We start from the raw sequence: 18011 nt of genomic DNA, 5'->3' as shown, positions 1-18011 counted from the left end.
TCGATTATATCACCTTTCGTCATAGAATACTATGGTATTTTTACGTTTTCTTAGCCCCTGCTTATGTTCTCTCCTTTTCCTCTGTTTTCAATTCCCGCAATTATCCGGATCAACACTGTTCCCAACCATGCACAAATAATCCACATTCCGTATACGAGTGCCCCATCCTTGTAGCATAAGCGGATTGCCTGGTACGTACTCTGATTCGCCCAGCCGTCTCCGGCAAAGAATTCTTTAACTGTATCTATGTAGAAGCTAATATCCAAAATCTGTTCCCGCGGCAAAAATTCTCTTGGGATGTTCAGCCTGCCTGTCAGATAATACACGGCTGCCATCCAGACAGCAATGATCGCCACCCCCTGCAGTCCCTGCAGCCAGTTCTTCTCCTGCAGCGCCCCCAGCTTCCTGATACTCAAAACCAGCAACATCATACTGAGTGGAATGGCCGCCGCAAGCCATGCAAGTCTTCCCATCTGCAAGGCAATGCTTCTGTGAGCGCTAAGATTCATACTTTTGCCTTCGATCGGCCGGCCAAATAGATCCCTGGTGAAATCGGTTACTTTGCCTATCAGAACCGCTCTTTCTTTCTCACCCCTGACCTCATAGATTTCCCTTCCATGCTCTCCTGCGCCCACATTTTTGATTCTGTATCCCTGTATCTTTGCCGCTTCTATTTCCGCCGTTTCCAGAGGCTCCTTCAGTTGTAACAAAACGCCTTCCGGTAAACTCTCGGCCTCATTCTTGATTCCTTCACTGATCAAAAAATTCATTACCACAAGCCCCGCAGTCATCACAGCAGCCGCTATCCATACAATCAGACGCTCGATTCCTTTTCGCTTACGTTCCCTTTTCATCACTCTTCCCCCGCAATCACAACTACATCGTCATCCTCCAGAGGCCATGTGGAATAATTTACGATTTTCCTTGGCCTGAGCTGATCGTCAAAAACGGAACTCTTCGGAACCAAAGACATATTCCCCTCTTCCATCAATGGATCACTTTCCTCCTTCTGAACGACCCACTCTTTTCCAAACAGTCCTTCCCGCTCTTCTGCAAAAAATAAAACAAAAGATCCATTCTCTTCCTGTTTATAACAAGATAGCGGAATTTTGACCATATCTGTCATTCCTTCTTCTTCACATTGTACGGCGCGAACTGTTTCTACTTCGATCCGCATCATTTTCTCAATCCGTAAAGACAATACCGTGCAGATAACAAGCAGTAAAAATACAGTACATCCGGCTATCCATACTTTCTTTTTCCTCATGTTTCATCAACTCCAAAGCACATCTCGTAATCCATCCGTCAGTTCCTTATGATAGTACAGGAAGAAGAATGTCACCGGAAGCAGACACAAAAGTCCGCACACAGACTGAACCGTCATGCTGTTTTCCATCACACCCGCCAGAAAAACGGAAAGTGGATAATCCAGTTCTCCCTCCAGGAAAATAATCGGCTGTTCCACCATGTTCCAGCTCTCCACAAATGTCAGTACAAATAATGTCACTACTGCGGGCTTTGCAGCCGGTACGACAATATACCTGACAATCTGAAGCTGGTTTGCCCGGTCAAGTCTTGCCGCCTCAAGCCATTCATCCGGAATAGACTGAAAAATAAAGGTCAGCCACACTGTTCCAAACGGGGAAAAAATCCCCGGGATAATAAGCGATTTCCAACTGTTCAAAAATCCCAGCTTTTCCATCAGAATATAATTTGGAAGCAGTGTGACCTGCACCGGAAGAATCATAAACAAAGCCATCATAGCAAGCCAGAACTTCTTCCCGATAAACCGATATTTGGCAAAGGCCGTCCCTGCCATACATGCAAGGATGGTCTGTCCTCCAGCAATCAAAAGACACATTCCAAGGCTTCTCCAGAATTTCACCAGATATCCGGGGCTTTCAAGAAGCACACGGTAATAGCCCATCATGGAGACTCCCGCATTTTTCCCTTCCCACACCGAACAGATCAACATATAGATTACCGGATAGAGAAAAACAAGGGAGATGATTCCAAGGAAAAGAACACGTTTCTGTCTCTTTTTAGCCATACTTTTTCCCCCTTCTCACAATCAGATAAAGCACGTATCCAACCACTGCCGGCACAAGAAGCGCCGCCACAATACTGACCGCAGCAGCAGAAATCTTCTGATAATTCAGGTTCTGGAAATTATTGTTCATAAAGTGCTGCAACAAATAAATACTGTCATCCGGATAATTTCCTCCCAGAAGAAAGGCCTCCCGGTAACATTTAAACCCATTCATCACCGAAAGTACAATGGTAAAGCCAAAGGTCGGAATCAACATGGGCCATGTAATATGCCAAAACGACTGCCATTTCCCGGCACCAAACATTGTCGCATATTCATAATATTCTCTTGGTATCATCTGTAGTCTGGCAAAATAAATCAAAACATAATACCCGGTGAACCGCCAACAATACAGAATACACAGCACCCAGAATGCCGCCGACGTATTCAGCCAGTCTTTCGGTTCTCCTCCAATCAACTCCAAGATCCTATTCCAGATACCGGACTCTCCCCATAAAAACTGCACGCCAAGAACGACTGACGCAATCGGCAGAATCATCGGATACAGAAAGGACAACTGAAAGAACCGCACGCCCTTTACCGCATTTTGCAACAGTATAGAAAGAAACATGGCTCCTGCCAGCGTCACGGGAACAGTCACGGCCATGTATTGGATCGTATTTTTCACCGCCAGAAGAAACATCTCATTTTCAAACAGACTTTTAAAATTATCCAGCCCCACAAACTCACGTTTCCCAATGCCGAAAGATACAGAATACCAGACCGTAATCAAAAACGGTACGAAATAAAATACGAGAAATCCGGCCAGTGCCGGGAATGCCAGCAAGAATCCATTATTACGCTTTCTCATCTTCCTGCCCCCTCCCCACTTTACTCTGACACCAGTTTCTTGTAGATGTTCCATGTGGTATCAGCAATCTCAGAGATCTTCTGCTCCATTTGAATCGAAGGCTCATATCTGTCGAAAATCAGTGCCGACAATTCCGTATACAGATTCCACTCTGCCTCCGTCATAAAATAGACATTCTCGATTTCTCTCAGGCACTCCACTACTTCCTGGGCAACATGCTCATCCGCTGAACTCATCCAGTTTTGTACCGCATTCTCCTGCAATGGAGCTCCGGAAAAATCAATCCATCCGTCCAAAACCGGAAGCTCCCTGTCGTGCTTTTCTTCCTTATATTTGCGTGTCCGTTCATTGAGTAACAGCATAATCAGCTCATATGATTCCTCCTTGTAATCACTGGACATTCCTACCGCCCCATAGGATCCTACCGACGCCACCTTGTGCCCATTCATGTCAGGAATAAGCCGGAGCGTTGTTCCCGGTTCATATCCAACACTTTCTATAAAATTAAGAGAGAAGCCAGATCCTGACTCTTCTATCATTGCATCCGTACTTTCCAAGAAAGAAACCCATTGCTTCACAAACTCTTTCCATTCTTCTTTGTCAAAGAACACTTCCTGATTCTCATAGTCAACCGCCGGCTGCATCCACCGTCCGGCGCCCTGCCATATACCTCTGAATGCCATTTTCTGCTGAATATCAGAAGATGCCTCCGCCTGTTCTATCCACTCCCATAGGGTATCTCCCTCCATTTCGTCTATACCGGATTTCTGTGCCAATACAAACCAATATCCGGACAGCGGAATGATGTACTGTCGTCCGTCAAACCTTCCAGCTTTTAAAAAAGCCTCATTATATGTGCTGTTCTCCCAGTAAGTATCCCCCTCCATATACTCATCCAACGGAGCCAGAGCACCACTTTGCATCGCCTGATATGGATTTTCTAATAAGTAAGATCTCACTTCGGCTATATTATCCTGGTCACTCTCTAACAGATAGACATCCGGCCCCTTTCCTGCCATGATCTCTGTACGAAGCTTCTCGATTTCCGTCTCCCGCTCCGGCCCCTCACCCGGAAGCGTTTGAATCTCGACACGAATCCGACTGTGAATCCCCTCCATAAATCTCGCCGCCATATCCACCTTGTCATATAAACGTTGATCCGTAATGACTCTCAGCGTCTTTTTCTCCTCTTTCTCTCCGCATCCACTGAAACCTGCAGCCAGAGACACAAGGCAAACCATCGCTGTAGCCTTTCTGAATCTTTTCCTCTCTCTCATCACTTTCCCTCCCTCCTCATGTTATTTCCGACTGCTATTATCTAAATTATATCATTTTTATCAATTATCGTCTATCATTAATGTATTTAGTTGATATTTTGTTATAATATTTAATTATTATATTTATTTTTTCATTATTCACCAGCTCTTTAATTTTAGTTATTTCAGAATTTCATCCTCCTCAGTATTTATCGGAGTTTATTTTACCTTGTTAATGTCACAAGAAAAATACCATTCAACTAAGGGAAACTGTATGATTTTTGTCAAAATAATTGTATGTCCTTTCACGGATACTGGTTCTGATTCGACAAAAGGAACCATTTCTCCCCATTTTCATACCCTGATAATGAAGAAATGAATCTCTCAAATAAAAAATACAGGAGGCTTTATTATGGGTATTACAAGTTCTAACAAAGAAATCAACAGCTCACAGATCCGTTGTGGCGGGACATTCCGTGTCACACTTGCACTCTCCGCAGCTCCAGATATTTCGGAAAACCCGACCGATATCGTTCTAGTTCTGGACCGCTCCGGTAGTATGGCTGGAAGTCCTCTGGCCAATTTAAAACTTGGAGCAAACACCTTCATCGATATCATCGATGAGAGTACCGACAGTACACAAGATGGTCAGATTGGCTTGGGAAGCCGCATTGCTATTGTAAGTTTTTCCGGAAGTGCAACGGCGAATACGCAGCTTATCACATCCGTTTCTGATTTAAAATCTGCTGTCAATTCACTCTCCGCAGGCGGTGCAACCAACCATGCAGATGCCTTTTCCACTGCAATGTCCTTGTTTGATCCATCCTCTTCTAATGCCAGGGTGATCGTCATGTTCACTGATGGAAAGACGACTGCCGGAATTCCACCTGCCCCGATAGCCGAAGCGATCCGTGATTCCGGTGTTGTAATCTACTGTATCGGATTAATCGGAGATAATGGTATCGACGTAGACTCCCTCAATGATTGGGCGACAGATCCTGACACTTCTCATGTCGTTTTTACTCCGGATGAGTCCGAACTGGAGGAACTGTTTGCAGATCTGGCAGCCAATATCTCAAAACCAGGAGCAACAAATATAGTAATAGACGAAACATTGAATCCATCTTTCACAATTTTGAACGTCAGCATCCCCTCGACCGGTACTGCTACCACCATTGACTCTCATTCTCTTCAATGGAAAATCCCGTCTCTTGGCGTATCCGGAAATGAAGGCGCTTCTTTAGAATTTTACGTCCAGCATACCGGTAAGACCTCGGGCACTCTTCCGGTCAATCAATCGATCTCTTATACTGATGACGAAGGGAATCTGGTAACTTTCCCAGACCCGACAATCCAGGTAGACTGCGGTACTGTAGTCAACCCTGAACCTTGCCCTGTACCTATTGACTTTACTATCGGAAGCTGTCAGGATTCCCTTATTGTAGATCTTGGCGATACCTGTCTGGAATCTTCCGGCCGGATCGTACAGTTAAATATCACTTTGAAAAACGTCTGCCCGAAAAAACGGGTTGCTCTTGGAATCATCCTTTCGGAGACCGATTCTTACGGTCAAGAATATCCGCGGGGAATGAAAACTATCACCGTACCGGCACACAGTCTTACGGGGTGTCAGGACGTGGAGATCCAATGTATCAAATTCATTTTGCCAGAAGATTTAACCCCATCCGAAAATTCCTGTCGTTCGCTTTGCCACGAACGGAATCTGAAAGCCCGGATCATCGCTCACTACATTGATACCGATTTTCAGTGCTGTGACTCAACGGTTACGTTCTAACATAAAAAACAGAGGAAGGCTCTTTTTGAGTCTTCCCCTTGCTTTATCGCAGAATGATATTGTCATTGTTTCTATTCTTCTGTTAAAATAGTGACCTCTACCGTACCTTTTGGGCAATCTGATGAAAAATGATTCCTATTAAAATCAAATACGCATAGTTCATATTATTGTATAGTTAAAACTTAGTTAGATAAACTTTTCGCATAAAAAACCAAGTCCATCCCCTTTTTGATATTTTCTATCTTTCCTGTCCTGGTATAGTTCATCTTTTCATACAAATGACACAGCTTTTTTTCCTGTAGGATCGTGTCCAGTTCCCATCTTATTGCTTTTGGATACAATGCTTCTACAGCATTGATCGTATCCTGTGCATATCCTTTATTCTGAAATTCAGGCAAAATAAAGATTTGCTTGAGCTTACAAAGCGTTCCAAAATCGCATACACGAACTGCCCCTATTATTTCTTCATTCAGTTTTATCATCCAGTAATCAGTTTCTGATTGTTGAAATCGTTCGTAGATCCGTTCTATTTTTTCTGCCCCCGGATTCGTCTCATAATCCTGATATTTTTCAAGTAGTTCCCCAAACGATCGAATTTGGAGTCGATAGATATCCGGGCAATCTGAAAATGTTGCCCGGATCAGTTTTAACTTCATATTTTTCTCCTAGTAAAATTTCTGCCTGTCCATATCAATCATAAATCTCTTTTAGAACCTGACTGATATTTCGGCAATAATCGGTTTCTCCTCTTCTGTCTATGTAAATCCTTAAGTGCATCTTGAATGTCTTCCACTGTCTGAATATCGTATTCTGCCAGTAGCTGATAGATTATGTTGAGATTTCCTTCTTTTACGTGTATCCGATGGACAGGTTTCGATTATTTTGCCGTAATCAAAGACCTCCTATGATTTGGTATGCTGCTTTTTAGGTAGACACAAATTGCTTAAAATATTTTTTTGTAAATTCATATAATCCAATCCCTGTGGCAATTGATAGGTTTAACGAATCCACCTCGTGAAGATAATTAATCAAAATAGATTGTCCAATTTCGGAATATGTATCTGGCAGTCCTGTTGCTTCATTTCCAAAGATAAGCGAAAAAGCTCTATCAACTTTCATTTCAATTTCGTAATCCTGCAAAGCCTTTGCCCCATTTAGCATGAATGGGAACATATCATGGGACTCTTTATATATCGCATAGTAAGTATCAAACGAATCGTATCGGCATATATTTACATGAAAAACAGCTCCCATTGAAGCTCTAACAACTTTGGGATTAAAAATATCCACTGCAGGCTCTATCACAGCCAAATTTTTTATACCAAATCCCACACACGTTCGGATGATAGTTCCCATATTTCCCATATCACTAGGATTAACTAATACAACATGATTCGAATCTTTATCTAATTCATTGTTGTATTTTTCAAATACACCTATTACAAAACAATTTTCTTTGTCTCTAAGCTTTTCTACAATTCTATCGTTACATTCAAAAAAAATATTATTTGCATTACAAATACCTGTAATAATTTCCTCCTGTGTCACGCTATTTAAATCGGAATGTGTAAAAACTTTCATCACTTTTTTAGGATATTTTTTTAAAAGTTCTATTGTTGGAAAAGCCCCTAATGTATAAGAATACGGCAATTTTTTATTATATTTTTTCATTTTTATATTTGATATCATAATACGCTCCACTGTTTCTCATCTATTTTTTTACTCATTTTAATTGTTCTAAACGAAAATATAAACAAAACCATTTTTCAATATCAAATTCATTTCCAATAATTCCATCTACGTACACCTAATAATTGCAGAAATACGGGATATTAAAGAAATGTTTTTACATAATAGCTCTTACGATATTTAGTAAAAAAACTTGCTTAATAACTTTAACACAAAATCCGATAAATTTCATTCTTTTTTGTTTAATTCTGTTAACATTAAAACTATCGATATACCAAGTACAGCTAAAATCTCAAATGCCCAATACTCCTCATAGTTTCTTAACAGAATGGCTATACAAATCCAAAGAGCAGTTCTCCCTAGAGCATTTTTTTTGGCAATATCCTTTTCACTGCTATCCAATTTCTTTGCAAACGGTACCGGCGCAAATTTATATATGATTAACAGATAAACACCTCCAATAAACGCCATCTCTAATCGATTACATCTAATAAAGCTTAAAAATTTAGATACTAAAATAGAAAACGCAAAAAAAATGTTATAACAAACGAAACACCCTCCATATGACTTTGCGTGATATCCTCCTAATTGAGTTCTCACATTTCCTAATATGAGAATATAAATAACCCCAAGAATAGGATAACCTAAAAATGCAGCTACACTAATTATCCAAATCGAATTAAAAATGGATGTAAGTAATAACCTAATTCCATATTCATAAAGAACTTTCTCTTCGCTTTTTATTATTTCTATTTTTAATAAATTTTTCACCAAATTATTTACTATTTTTTCTATCATTTTTCTTCTTATAATAATTTTAATATTAAAATATGGGACATTCCTGCGAAATCCCCAGGGAATAGGACCACTATATTCTTTTTTTGCTGTATATTCTCTGATCTTAACAATTCTTTCCTAAAAATTATCTTATTCTCATATATTCTTAATTTAACCTATATTTAAAATAGTTGGTATTTATATGAATTACCTATTTTAGTTTTTAATACATATCACAAAAAAGTCATTCCTCTTTCCTATTTTGTAATTGCAGAGATTCCAACGGTATCATCACATGAACACAAAAATTATCTTTTAATTCAAAAACTTCAAACATTCCATCTATATTTTCTACCAATTCTTTAACATGCTCAATCCCCAATCCATGTTCTTCTGTATTTTTCTTATTTGTCTTTAATCCTTTATTATTCTGCAACACAGACTGATTTATCTTATTTTTAACTATGCAACTGACATATTCATTTTTCATTATCATTTCAAAATATACTTCTCTTTGCTCTACTTTCCTTTCAGCCTCAATGGCATTATCAAGTAGATTAAACAATATAATGCTGATTGCAAATCCATCTATTGTATCGTACTCACCAATAATATAGCTGTATAATTCAATTTCATTCTCATGACAAATATTAAATTTTGAATTTAATGTCACATCAATCAGTGAATTTCCCGTAAATATATATTCTTTACTCTCTTTTATATAATAATCATCAATTTTCTCCAAATAAACTAGACTCTCCTGTATATTGCCATTCTCTATCAAGCTTTTTAAGTTTAATAGTGTATTCCTATAATCATGCCTAAGTCTACGAATTCTTTTTTCAGAACGTTTAATTTCTTTAATTTGTTGTTCTTGACATATATTCTGAAATTGTAAAATTTTTATCTTATCTTCTTGATACTTTTGTTCGCTAATTTTACATATTGTAAATACGATATAAATATCTACACCTACTGCACCACAAGAAATAAATAGCAGCCCTAAATGATATGTATTTATATAAACATCGCTATTCAGTAAATACAAAATTACCCCTTCAACCAAGATGGAGTACCATAAAATCAAACTATAAATAATACAATATCTTTTATTCAAGAAAATCTTGATTCTTTTTCCATATTTTAATATTATTGATGTTATAATAAAATATATAGTTAATACCCCTGCTATTCCTAAGTAATAATAGGGATTATGAATATCTACATATTCTTCGAAAGACACACCTCCAATCAAAATAATTATTTGCAAAAAATTTACATTAATTAATGGGATCAAAAGCAACGAAATTAATACTATAATACTATGCTGTATTTTATTTCCCAACAAATATTTTTCACAAAATATAAACAGTATCACAAAATTAATTAATGTTAATAATATGTCATTTATATTTAATAAACTTCCCAACTCTAATGGCAAAAAAATCAATACAATGCTTATCAATCTTTGCCGCGCTACATGTCCCCATACTGATTTAGTTCCGAAAAATTTGATAAGAAAGTTTTGAATTAAAAATGCTTGTACAAAATTACAAAAAAATATACAAAAGCCCAATATCATCCTAAATGCTTTCCCTCCAACATTGCATGAAACGTTCCTTACACTCTTTTTTCTTTTCACGACTTATCTGAATTATATTATTGTCTTCCATAACAATATAAGAATCTTCAAATTTTTTAGCATATCTTAAATTTACTATCGCTCCACTATTTACCCTAAAAAAAGATTCTTCTTTCAACTGATTGAGGCACTCTTTCATTGTCCCTCGAAATTCATATTTCTCCGTCGTACTTGTTATTAATTCAATTTTATGTTCCCAATAAGTTAGATACATAATATTTTCTATTGGTATACACATTGTGGTTTTGGGGGTTTCTAAAAGAAATGAGGAACATTTTTTACTAACTCGGTATATAAATTGTTCTATCATTTTAGGAATTTCCGTTTCAACATTTTTCTTTCTTATAAAAGCGAATGGATAACATTCTAACGAACGAAAAACTAAATTGTCATAACTTGTTATGAAAACAATATTTTTATTCCTTCCCTCCTTTTTTAAGTATTCGGCAATTTTTATACCTGATATATCCGGCATTTCAATATCCAGAATAATCAATTCGTTTTTAAATTCCTTGTTATATTCCAGAAATTTCCTTCCGCTTATGTAGATATTACAGTGAAATTCAATCCCCTTTTTACTCAATTCATATTCTATCAGTTTTTTTATTTTTCGAGCTATTATTACATCATCATCACAAATAGAAACATAAATCATATGCCATTACCCCCTCTTCTTGTTTAAAATCGTTTATGATCATATAAGTGTTCATTAGCTTGGACGAATATCTTTCTTCGTGCCAAACTCAAACATATGTTTTTCCCATTATCTTTTACCAGTCTCGTTGCCTTATTCCTTGACTTAAAGCATGATATTCTTACCTATAATTGAATATATCTCCTTAAATTATTTTGTTATTCTTATCTTAAAGACATTGTTCCAGATGAGAGGGGCTTATGAGTTGAAATGTCTAAAACACTTTTTCTAAGAGCCCTAAAAATAACATTATTTAGGAGGCATGAAGGTGAAAATATATTAGATATATTGTACTATAAATGAGATAAAAAGTATTCACAAATTTTATATTCTAATGCTTCGCATTCTTTTAATAACGGAAAAATTCTTTCAAAATTATAGTCTCCGACCTTGTTCTTCCTCATAGATTCCTTTAAATATAAATTAAGTGCAATTTTTGCTGTGTTACTTAAATCAGAAATTATAGATTCAATATAATCAGAATTGTTTAAATACTCCTTCTCAGAAAAGTATTGATATCGATACTCCCACATTTTACTGTGAGCTAATAATAGACTAAAATGCCGTCTAACCATTGGAGATTGAAGTATATTTTTCCAACATTCTATTCCCCAGAAAAAAGAGTCTTTATCATTATTTTCCAAAACCAAACAGGAATCATATTTTGATAGTAAATTAGTGCAATTCAAAAAATCTTTAATAGATTTTTTAAAGTTGTCAGAGTTAAATGTATATTTCTGTTGAGCATTATATTTTAAAAGAATAATTTCTGTATAATTATTTAAATAATCTTCTATATTAAACCCCTTACATTGAGGAAGAGAGCGAAATGATTCATTCATTTCATCATAAGAACACTCATACATGGTGTATATCCCGTTATAAAAAAAATCATACATCTGAACGGTCCGTGATAATGTATCTATATTAGTAATGATCGGATTATGATCATCATCTATCTGAGTTTTATATTTATGAATAGGACGCATATTCAAGATAGAATAAACATAAAAACCATCTTTAAGACAGGACTCCAAAAAATCAGTGTAATTGGTAAAATTATTTTTGACAAATATAAACGGAAGAGTATATGTATCTATAAAAGGACAAATATTCCAAAGAAATTTAGGAAAAAAGTAATCCGCACCATTTCTTTTATTCATATATACATTAATAAAGTTTGAGTATATCCAATCAAAAGTATCAGGATAATTTTGTAAAATTCCTAATATGCAATTATCAAACGGTACATGTGTTATCATAGGAAAGTTAAAAGGTAAATTTGTCTTCATAGTAATCTTATGCTCCTCTAATGTAAAAACAAAAACTAATAGTATCTTTAAGTAATAATAAAAAAACAGCAATAAAATGTCAATAATAAAAGGAAAATATTATGTGAATTAAAAAAATATTTTATAAATGTAAAAGATGATGAAAATGTTTATTAATATAGGAATCTGACAGGAATAAGGCATATTTTTAAGGGCAGGATATAGTCACATTATAGTCATATAGAAACGCTAATATCATAAAAGTGCAATTGCTAGAGTGTTATTGACTTTAGCAACTGCACTGATTTTATAATAATAGAGGGAGTAATTTGTCTGATGTAGACTCTATTGAATATTTTATTCACCATCTCCCTCCAACCATCCCCCAACTATAAGTATTCGGTTAAGTAATTTAAGTTCTCATTCCTATTTTTCTTTACATGTTAATTTGCAATACTACTATATTTTCGAATCGCTTTTTTAAAAACGATTCTCGCTCCTCCAAAAAATAAAATAGGTGCTACTATCCCCCATATTTGTGTTCCAATATTCAGCCTTCCCAGAACAAACAGAGGCGGAAAATTTGAAACAATAAATATAGGAATAATAAACGTACCAAAAAATTTTAATGCTTTAGGATAAATTGCCATTGGCATCATATTAAAATTGGATAATCCTGAAACTATCTGACTAATTCCTTCACTTTTAACAAACCAAAAAGACAGTAAAGGTGGTAACAAAAGAATACTGTAAAGCATAACAACTCCAAGTATAATGTAAAACACATAGCCTGCTATAATGAAAGGCTCTGTTGATAATTGAAGTGTTTTCCATGCATTTGATACCATAATAACTCCTGCAATAAAGTTTGGAATAGGTACTGCAAGATCTATTGTAGAAACTGTAAGATAAAACTGCAATGAAATTGGTTTCGTAATTGCAATATCTAGGCTTCCATCATAAACACTATTTTGTAGATTTGTAAAATTGAACATAAATAATGCACCATAAACTGCAGAAATAATAAAAAATGTACCAGTAAACATAGTAATCGCTTCTGGTTTCAGTCCGTCCACAATCATATCAGTATTATATACTACAACTGTATATAACAACTTCGAGAATAAGATTAAACTTTCTACTATTAAAATTGTAAAAAAACTAGTACGATACTCCATTTGACTCATAATATACCGTTTTGTAAACAATCCCATCAATCTTAAATGTTTTGTAAATTCTTTCAATACTTATCCCCCTACCGCAACATATTGTAGCAAACCACGTTTCCACAAAGATCTAGTTAATACCCCTAGCACGAAAATCCATATAATCTGTATTCCGATTCCCTTTAATGCTGCCATTAAACCGATTTTCCCAGTAATTATATTGACCGTGAAATATACCATGTACTGGAAAGGAAGCAATTGAAAAACTTGAATGATCGTTTCTCCAAAAATATCAATTGGAAAAATCGCACCACTCATCATATCAATTAAAAACCGAGCACCAAAGAAAATTCCCCATGCATCTGTTATCCAAAAGGAAAGCATACTTAAACAACAGAAAACGTAAAAACTCAAAATCAAAGCCAATAGTATTGCTACTAGAAAGAGTACAATCCTTTCTATGCTCATTGCTATATGAATTTTCCAACTAAAAACAACCAGTACAATAAAAATAAACGCCAGAATAAGCTCCATATGTATTGCCTTTTGCCCAATAAAACTGAATAGTTTATATAACAAGTAGTTAAAAGGCTTGATAATATATTTGCTAAGTCCTCCAGTTTTTACGTCTGCCGATATTTCATTTTCCACTCCTGTTTTTAAAAATTTTGCAATCATTTGTGAGAGGATTGTATACAAAATCATTTGGCTTAATGTGTATCCATATACTATTTGTTTTTGTGAATTATCAAAAATTGCAATCCACAAAAACGTTTGTATGATCATAGGAAAAAAGGCGCTAAATAATACAAATATAAAATTCAATCGGTACTCATATGCACTCTTCATTCCCATTCTAAAACAGCAAAAATATTTTTTCATACTTAAAACTCCAGTCTTGCTATTTACCGGTAAAGTAATTCAATTCCTTTTTCTACTGGAATATCCGAAATACTTATATCTTTAATATTAAGTTTTTGGGTTACATAACCGATAAATTCATGCAAGTTTTCTCTATTGACTTCCATTGTACAATTCAGTCCATCTTTTTTTGTAATTACACCGAATTTACCTAACTTCATATCGTCTATTTCGCTTGATAGTTCTAAATTTACAATTTTGATGTCCTTAAACATATAATTAACATCGCTTAAACTTCCATCATAGAGTTTTTCCCCACCGTTAATTACAATAACTCGTTCACATAAATCCTCAATATCTTTCATATAATGACTAGTAATCATTACAGTTGTTTTATATTGTTCATTCCAGTATCGAATAAAGGAACGAATTTTTTTTTGGGACACTAAATCTAAGCCTATAGAGGGTTCATCTAAAAATATTAATTGCGGAGAATGAATTAAAGAGGCTATTAATTCAAGTTTCATCCTTTCACCTAGTGATAAACGTCTAACCTGTACATTTAGCAAATGTTTTACATCTAAATATTCTGTAAGTTCGTCTAAAAGCATTTTGCATTTTCTTTCATCTACTTCATAAATGTATTGGTTTAATCGAAATGTTTCTGAAGCAGGTAGGTCTGGCCATAACTGACTTTTTTGCCCTAACACCATAGAATACTTCATTTTAAATTCCTTCTGCCGCTTCCATGGACAATATCCCAAAACATGTACTTCTCCGCTAGTCGGATATAAAATTCCACTCAACATTTTTAATGTTGTTGTCTTCCCTGCTCCATTTGGACCTAAAAATCCTATAATATCACCACTATCAATATCAAAACTTATATTTTTTACAGCTTCTTTAGTTTTTTGTTTTCTAACAAGAAGATTTTTAAGTGAGTGCTGAAATCCTTCCTTTTTTTCATAATATGTAAACACTTTATTAAGATTTTTGACTGATATCGCATTCATGCATCTCACCTCGTCTTATTAGTTTGCTGCTGAATATAGCTAAACAAAGACAATATATCGGGAAATTTCGTCATGTCCAATTTGTCATCTTCAAATATGATATTGAATTCATCTTCTACTTTTACAATTAAAGAAATAAAATCAATTGAGTTGATCCCCATTTCTTGTAAACTAGTGTTTAAGCTTATCTCATTATATTGATTATTCAATTGATGAAAAATCCTTGCTAATTTTTCAAATTCCGGGTTCTCTACAACTACTTTTTCTGTAATGTTTTCTGGCATAACTGTAAGTTCTTGAATGTGCGATTTCAGAAACTTTCTATCTATTTTTCCATTGATTGTATATTTTAATTCTGTTATTTGCACAAACTTAAAGGGAATCATATATGCCGGAAGTTTTTTACTCAAGAACGATTTAAGTTCTGTTTGATCCAACTTGTTTTCGTATACATAATAACAAATTAAACCATGATCTCCTTCTGGAAAGCATATGCATTGAAGTTCAGAATCATAGCTGCAAATAGTGTTTTCTACCTCTTCTATTTCCACTCTATATCCCCGTATTTTTATCTGATTGTCTAACCGGCCAATACATTCAAGCTCTCCATAAGAATTCCTCTTACAAAAATCTCCTGATTTATAGTATCTGACTTTTCCATCAGAGGAAAAGATAAATTTTTCATCTGTAAGCTCTTGATTATTATAGTATTTCTCTGCAAGACATTCACCTGAAATATATAACTCTCCTGTATCCTCTGTATCCCCTACAAGTTTATATGAAACATTCTTCATAGGCTGTCCAATGTGAACACGGTTACTTTCTGTCAAATCAGCTATAAAGCACCAAACAGTCGCTTCTGTTGGTCCATACATGTTATATATCTTTGCTGATGTCTTGTTTTGAAGCTCATGTAATAAATCAGAAGGGAAAACTTCTCCTCCAACCAAAAGTACTTTCACTTTAGACAAACATGTTAAATTTTTGTCATATTCTCTAAGCATACGCAACCGTGATGGAGTCATTTGGATAACATCTGCACAATACTTTTCTATATAATAACTGATCATTTTAGGATTTGACTCTATTCCATCCGCTGTTAGAACAATAGATAAACCACAATGTAATGCATAAAATGCTTCTAATACAAAAATATCAAACGAAACTGTTGTTAGGCAAAGCATTCTCGAAACATCTTTTAAATCAATCGCTTCATCCAAACCATCAAAAAAATTTAGAATAGAGTGATTAGTTATAACAACTCCCTTCGGATTCCCTGTTGATCCTGATGTATATATTCTATATACATATTTGCCACTTTGGGGTTCAATGTAAGATTTTTTTGTTTCGCAAAGCTTTTCGATTTGAACTGTCGTTTTCCCATGGAAGTGTTCCTTATTAGATTCGTCTGTAATAAGAACACTTATATCACTATCTTGAATGATATAGTGAATTCTATCTTCAGGCATCGTCACATCTAAAGGAACATAACTAATTCCAAGCATATTAACTGCAAGAATCGATGCAATTAAATCTGGCGAACGACTTAACAAAATACCTACCGCAGATTGGGTATCATCTATATAATTTTTAAGATTTGTTGCTATTGCAATTACACGATTGTTGAGCTCAAGATAACTAAGTTGTTTTTGTTCTGTACATATTGCTACCCTATCAGGATACCTCTTTACTGATTCATAAAAATTGGTATATAAACTATTTCGCATTTTCTTCACCTATTTGTCCTGCAATAATGAATAAACATAATCTGTCAACGATTTAACACTCTCTAATAAATCCGTATTTAACTTTTCTTCTGGAATTGCAATTTCAAATGCATCTTCAATCATAATTATCAATTCTAATGCGTCAATAGAACTATACCCATACTCTTCCAGGAACAAATTCTCATTACTATCTAATTCCTCAACTTTTTTGTCTAACTGCAATAATTCTATAAAAATTTTCTTTATCTCATTCTCAATGTCTTCATATTTAAATTTATTCATTTTTTTCTCCTAAACTGTAATTATATTTATGTACACTTGAACTTTCTTTACATTAGATCTTTTTTATTTTGATGCTAAATTAAGTTCTAAAAATACTTTATTTTATATATTGAAATCTATCTAATAATGTAGCGACAACCTCCTGATCATCCTGGTTTGCACGACCAAAAGATTCTAAAACTACCCAGCCAGCAAATCCATGATCCATAAGTTGCTTATATACTTTTTGAAAGTCAATCAAACCCTTGCCCGGTTCTACAAATTCTGTAATAATACCCCTTAGCCTTCTTATTTTTACGTCAGAAAAATGTACAATTTGAATTCTGTCTTTCAAACAAGATATCCAACGTTCTGGCATCCCAGAATAAATAGAATTGCCTGTATCTAAGCATACTTTTAAAGCCGGCGAATTTATTTTTTCAATAAAGCTCAACACATCATTTGGATAACATAATATTCCGCTAATACTATTTTCCAAACAGATTATAACATCTCTTTTTTGAGCATAATCTGACAAGGCGGTGAAAAAATTCATTTCATTTTGTACGGCTTCTTTATAGCCTACAAACTGCATGTTTTTTTCGTCACTACAGTGCATAGAAATATAAGGAATTTCTAAGAAAGAAGCTACATCTATCATTTTCTTAACAATTTGGACAACTTGCATATTCAAGGTTCCGGAGAGCGTCCAAAATTCTTGTCCGCTTAGCAAAGTTGTAGACATAGCCATAATTTTCATCTTATTCTGTTTGAGTAGCTTTAAAACATTTTCTAAAGACGCAGGAGTGCTTTCCATACTGATAGCTCCACTTTGTGTAAATCCTGCCTCAAAGAAATTTATATTAGATTTCTTTAGTACGTCAATGATATGTTCCATTGAAGTTTCCCCTTCAATTCCACCCTTAAATATAAATGTTGATGGTAAAATCATATCATTC

Annotated in this window: 18 protein-coding genes; 1 reads left to right on the top strand and 17 read right to left on the bottom strand. The window is 35.0% G+C overall.

Going from position 1 to position 18011, the window contains the following annotated elements:
• Positions 1 to 50: 50 nt before the first annotated feature.
• Genes AOA56_RS01175 through AOA56_RS01155 form a run of 5 tightly spaced genes read right to left on the bottom strand, consistent with a single transcriptional unit; the run spans position 51 to position 4177 of the window.
• Positions 51 to 854 carry a hypothetical protein gene (locus AOA56_RS01175; protein WP_024733024.1) on the bottom strand — a complete coding sequence of 268 codons (804 nt, stop codon included), beginning with the start codon at positions 852 to 854 and terminating at the stop codon, positions 51 to 53.
• On the bottom strand, positions 854 to 1267 hold the full coding sequence (locus tag AOA56_RS01170) for a hypothetical protein (RefSeq protein ID WP_024733025.1): 414 nt from the start codon (positions 1265 to 1267) through the stop codon (positions 854 to 856). Before AOA56_RS01170 ends, AOA56_RS01175 begins: the two co-directional genes overlap by 1 nt.
• A gap of 6 nt (positions 1268 to 1273) precedes the next feature.
• Positions 1274 to 2050 carry a carbohydrate ABC transporter permease gene (locus AOA56_RS01165; protein ID WP_024733026.1) on the bottom strand — a complete coding sequence of 259 codons (777 nt, stop codon included), beginning with the start codon at positions 2048 to 2050 and terminating at the stop codon, positions 1274 to 1276.
• A complete protein-coding gene (locus AOA56_RS01160; protein WP_024733027.1) occupies positions 2043 to 2900 on the bottom strand; it encodes a carbohydrate ABC transporter permease in 858 nt (285 codons plus the stop codon). Before AOA56_RS01160 ends, AOA56_RS01165 begins: the two co-directional genes overlap by 8 nt.
• A 20-nt stretch (positions 2901 to 2920) precedes the next feature.
• Entirely contained in the window at positions 2921 to 4177 is a 1257-nt protein-coding gene (locus AOA56_RS01155) for an ABC transporter substrate-binding protein (RefSeq protein ID WP_024733028.1), read from the bottom strand.
• A gap of 391 nt (positions 4178 to 4568) precedes the next feature.
• Between AOA56_RS01155 and AOA56_RS01150 the strand changes: the two genes are divergently transcribed.
• Positions 4569 to 5951, top strand: a complete 1383-nt coding sequence (locus AOA56_RS01150) for a vWA domain-containing protein (protein ID WP_053768791.1) — start codon at positions 4569 to 4571, stop codon at positions 5949 to 5951.
• Between the two features lie 182 nt (positions 5952 to 6133).
• Here the strand turns inward: AOA56_RS01150 and AOA56_RS01145 are convergent, their stop codons facing one another.
• From AOA56_RS01145 to AOA56_RS01090, 12 genes are all read right to left on the bottom strand, one after another.
• A complete protein-coding gene (locus AOA56_RS01145; protein WP_024733031.1) occupies positions 6134 to 6607 on the bottom strand; it encodes a GNAT family N-acetyltransferase in 474 nt (157 codons plus the stop codon).
• A gap of 268 nt (positions 6608 to 6875) precedes the next feature.
• A complete protein-coding gene (locus tag AOA56_RS01140; RefSeq protein ID WP_238117737.1) occupies positions 6876 to 7652 on the bottom strand; it encodes a TrmH family RNA methyltransferase in 777 nt (258 codons plus the stop codon).
• 216 nt (positions 7653 to 7868) lie between these two features.
• Complete coding sequence (locus AOA56_RS01135; protein WP_024733033.1) at positions 7869 to 8438, bottom strand: accessory gene regulator B family protein; 570 nt, start codon at positions 8436 to 8438, stop codon at positions 7869 to 7871.
• 223 nt (positions 8439 to 8661) lie between these two features.
• Positions 8662 to 9999, bottom strand: a complete 1338-nt coding sequence (locus tag AOA56_RS01130) for a sensor histidine kinase (protein WP_053768790.1) — start codon at positions 9997 to 9999, stop codon at positions 8662 to 8664.
• A 1-nt stretch (position 10000) separates the two neighbouring features.
• A complete protein-coding gene (locus tag AOA56_RS01125) occupies positions 10001 to 10714 on the bottom strand; it encodes a LytR/AlgR family response regulator transcription factor (protein WP_053768789.1) in 714 nt (237 codons plus the stop codon).
• Positions 10715 to 11046: 332 nt separating this feature from the next.
• Complete coding sequence (locus AOA56_RS01120; RefSeq protein WP_024733037.1) at positions 11047 to 12045, bottom strand: hypothetical protein; 999 nt, start codon at positions 12043 to 12045, stop codon at positions 11047 to 11049.
• Positions 12046 to 12467: 422 nt separating this feature from the next.
• The gene (locus tag AOA56_RS01115; RefSeq protein WP_024733038.1) at positions 12468 to 13268 is read right to left on the bottom strand and encodes an ABC transporter permease; all 801 of its coding nucleotides are present in this window, start codon (positions 13266 to 13268) and stop codon (positions 12468 to 12470) included.
• A 3-nt stretch (positions 13269 to 13271) separates the two neighbouring features.
• On the bottom strand, positions 13272 to 14072 hold the full coding sequence (locus AOA56_RS01110; protein WP_048622108.1) for an ABC transporter permease: 801 nt from the start codon (positions 14070 to 14072) through the stop codon (positions 13272 to 13274).
• Positions 14073 to 14095: 23 nt separating this feature from the next.
• A complete protein-coding gene (locus AOA56_RS01105) occupies positions 14096 to 15064 on the bottom strand; it encodes an ABC transporter ATP-binding protein (RefSeq protein ID WP_024733040.1) in 969 nt (322 codons plus the stop codon).
• A gap of 5 nt (positions 15065 to 15069) precedes the next feature.
• A complete protein-coding gene (locus AOA56_RS01100) occupies positions 15070 to 16791 on the bottom strand; it encodes a non-ribosomal peptide synthetase (RefSeq protein ID WP_053768788.1) in 1722 nt (573 codons plus the stop codon).
• A 9-nt stretch (positions 16792 to 16800) separates the two neighbouring features.
• On the bottom strand, positions 16801 to 17073 hold the full coding sequence (locus AOA56_RS01095; protein ID WP_024733042.1) for a phosphopantetheine-binding protein: 273 nt from the start codon (positions 17071 to 17073) through the stop codon (positions 16801 to 16803).
• A gap of 97 nt (positions 17074 to 17170) precedes the next feature.
• Positions 17171 to 18004: a sugar phosphate isomerase/epimerase family protein gene (locus AOA56_RS01090; RefSeq protein WP_024733043.1), complete on the bottom strand. Its 834-nt coding sequence runs from the start codon at positions 18002 to 18004 to the stop codon at positions 17171 to 17173.
• Positions 18005 to 18011: the final 7 nt, after the last annotated feature.

The sequence above is a fragment of the Sellimonas intestinalis genome, from assembly GCF_001280875.1.
Taxonomy (GTDB): domain Bacteria; phylum Bacillota; class Clostridia; order Lachnospirales; family Lachnospiraceae; genus Sellimonas; species Sellimonas intestinalis.
Note: the sequence above shows the minus strand (reverse complement) of the source record. Positions and strands in the feature narration are given on the sequence as shown.

Coding starts and splice junctions, on each gene's coding strand:
- AOA56_RS01125 (WP_053768789.1), bottom strand. CDS start 10,714: ATGATTTATGTTTCTATTTGTGATGATGATGTAATAATAGCTCGAAAA.
- AOA56_RS01150 (WP_053768791.1), top strand. CDS start 4,569: ATGGGTATTACAAGTTCTAACAAAGAAATCAACAGCTCACAGATCCGT.
- AOA56_RS01130 (WP_053768790.1), bottom strand. CDS start 9,999: ATGATATTGGGCTTTTGTATATTTTTTTGTAATTTTGTACAAGCATTT.
- AOA56_RS01100 (WP_053768788.1), bottom strand. CDS start 16,791: ATGCGAAATAGTTTATATACCAATTTTTATGAATCAGTAAAGAGGTAT.
- AOA56_RS01135 (WP_024733033.1), bottom strand. CDS start 8,438: ATGATAGAAAAAATAGTAAATAATTTGGTGAAAAATTTATTAAAAATA.
- AOA56_RS01145 (WP_024733031.1), bottom strand. CDS start 6,607: ATGAAGTTAAAACTGATCCGGGCAACATTTTCAGATTGCCCGGATATC.
- AOA56_RS01165 (WP_024733026.1), bottom strand. CDS start 2,050: ATGGCTAAAAAGAGACAGAAACGTGTTCTTTTCCTTGGAATCATCTCC.
- AOA56_RS01095 (WP_024733042.1), bottom strand. CDS start 17,073: ATGAATAAATTTAAATATGAAGACATTGAGAATGAGATAAAGAAAATT.
- AOA56_RS01090 (WP_024733043.1), bottom strand. CDS start 18,004: ATGATTTTACCATCAACATTTATATTTAAGGGTGGAATTGAAGGGGAA.
- AOA56_RS01120 (WP_024733037.1), bottom strand. CDS start 12,045: ATGAAGACAAATTTACCTTTTAACTTTCCTATGATAACACATGTACCG.
- AOA56_RS01175 (WP_024733024.1), bottom strand. CDS start 854: ATGAAAAGGGAACGTAAGCGAAAAGGAATCGAGCGTCTGATTGTATGG.
- AOA56_RS01160 (WP_024733027.1), bottom strand. CDS start 2,900: ATGAGAAAGCGTAATAATGGATTCTTGCTGGCATTCCCGGCACTGGCC.
- AOA56_RS01170 (WP_024733025.1), bottom strand. CDS start 1,267: ATGAGGAAAAAGAAAGTATGGATAGCCGGATGTACTGTATTTTTACTG.
- AOA56_RS01110 (WP_048622108.1), bottom strand. CDS start 14,072: ATGAAAAAATATTTTTGCTGTTTTAGAATGGGAATGAAGAGTGCATAT.
- AOA56_RS01105 (WP_024733040.1), bottom strand. CDS start 15,064: ATGAATGCGATATCAGTCAAAAATCTTAATAAAGTGTTTACATATTAT.
- AOA56_RS01155 (WP_024733028.1), bottom strand. CDS start 4,177: ATGAGAGAGAGGAAAAGATTCAGAAAGGCTACAGCGATGGTTTGCCTT.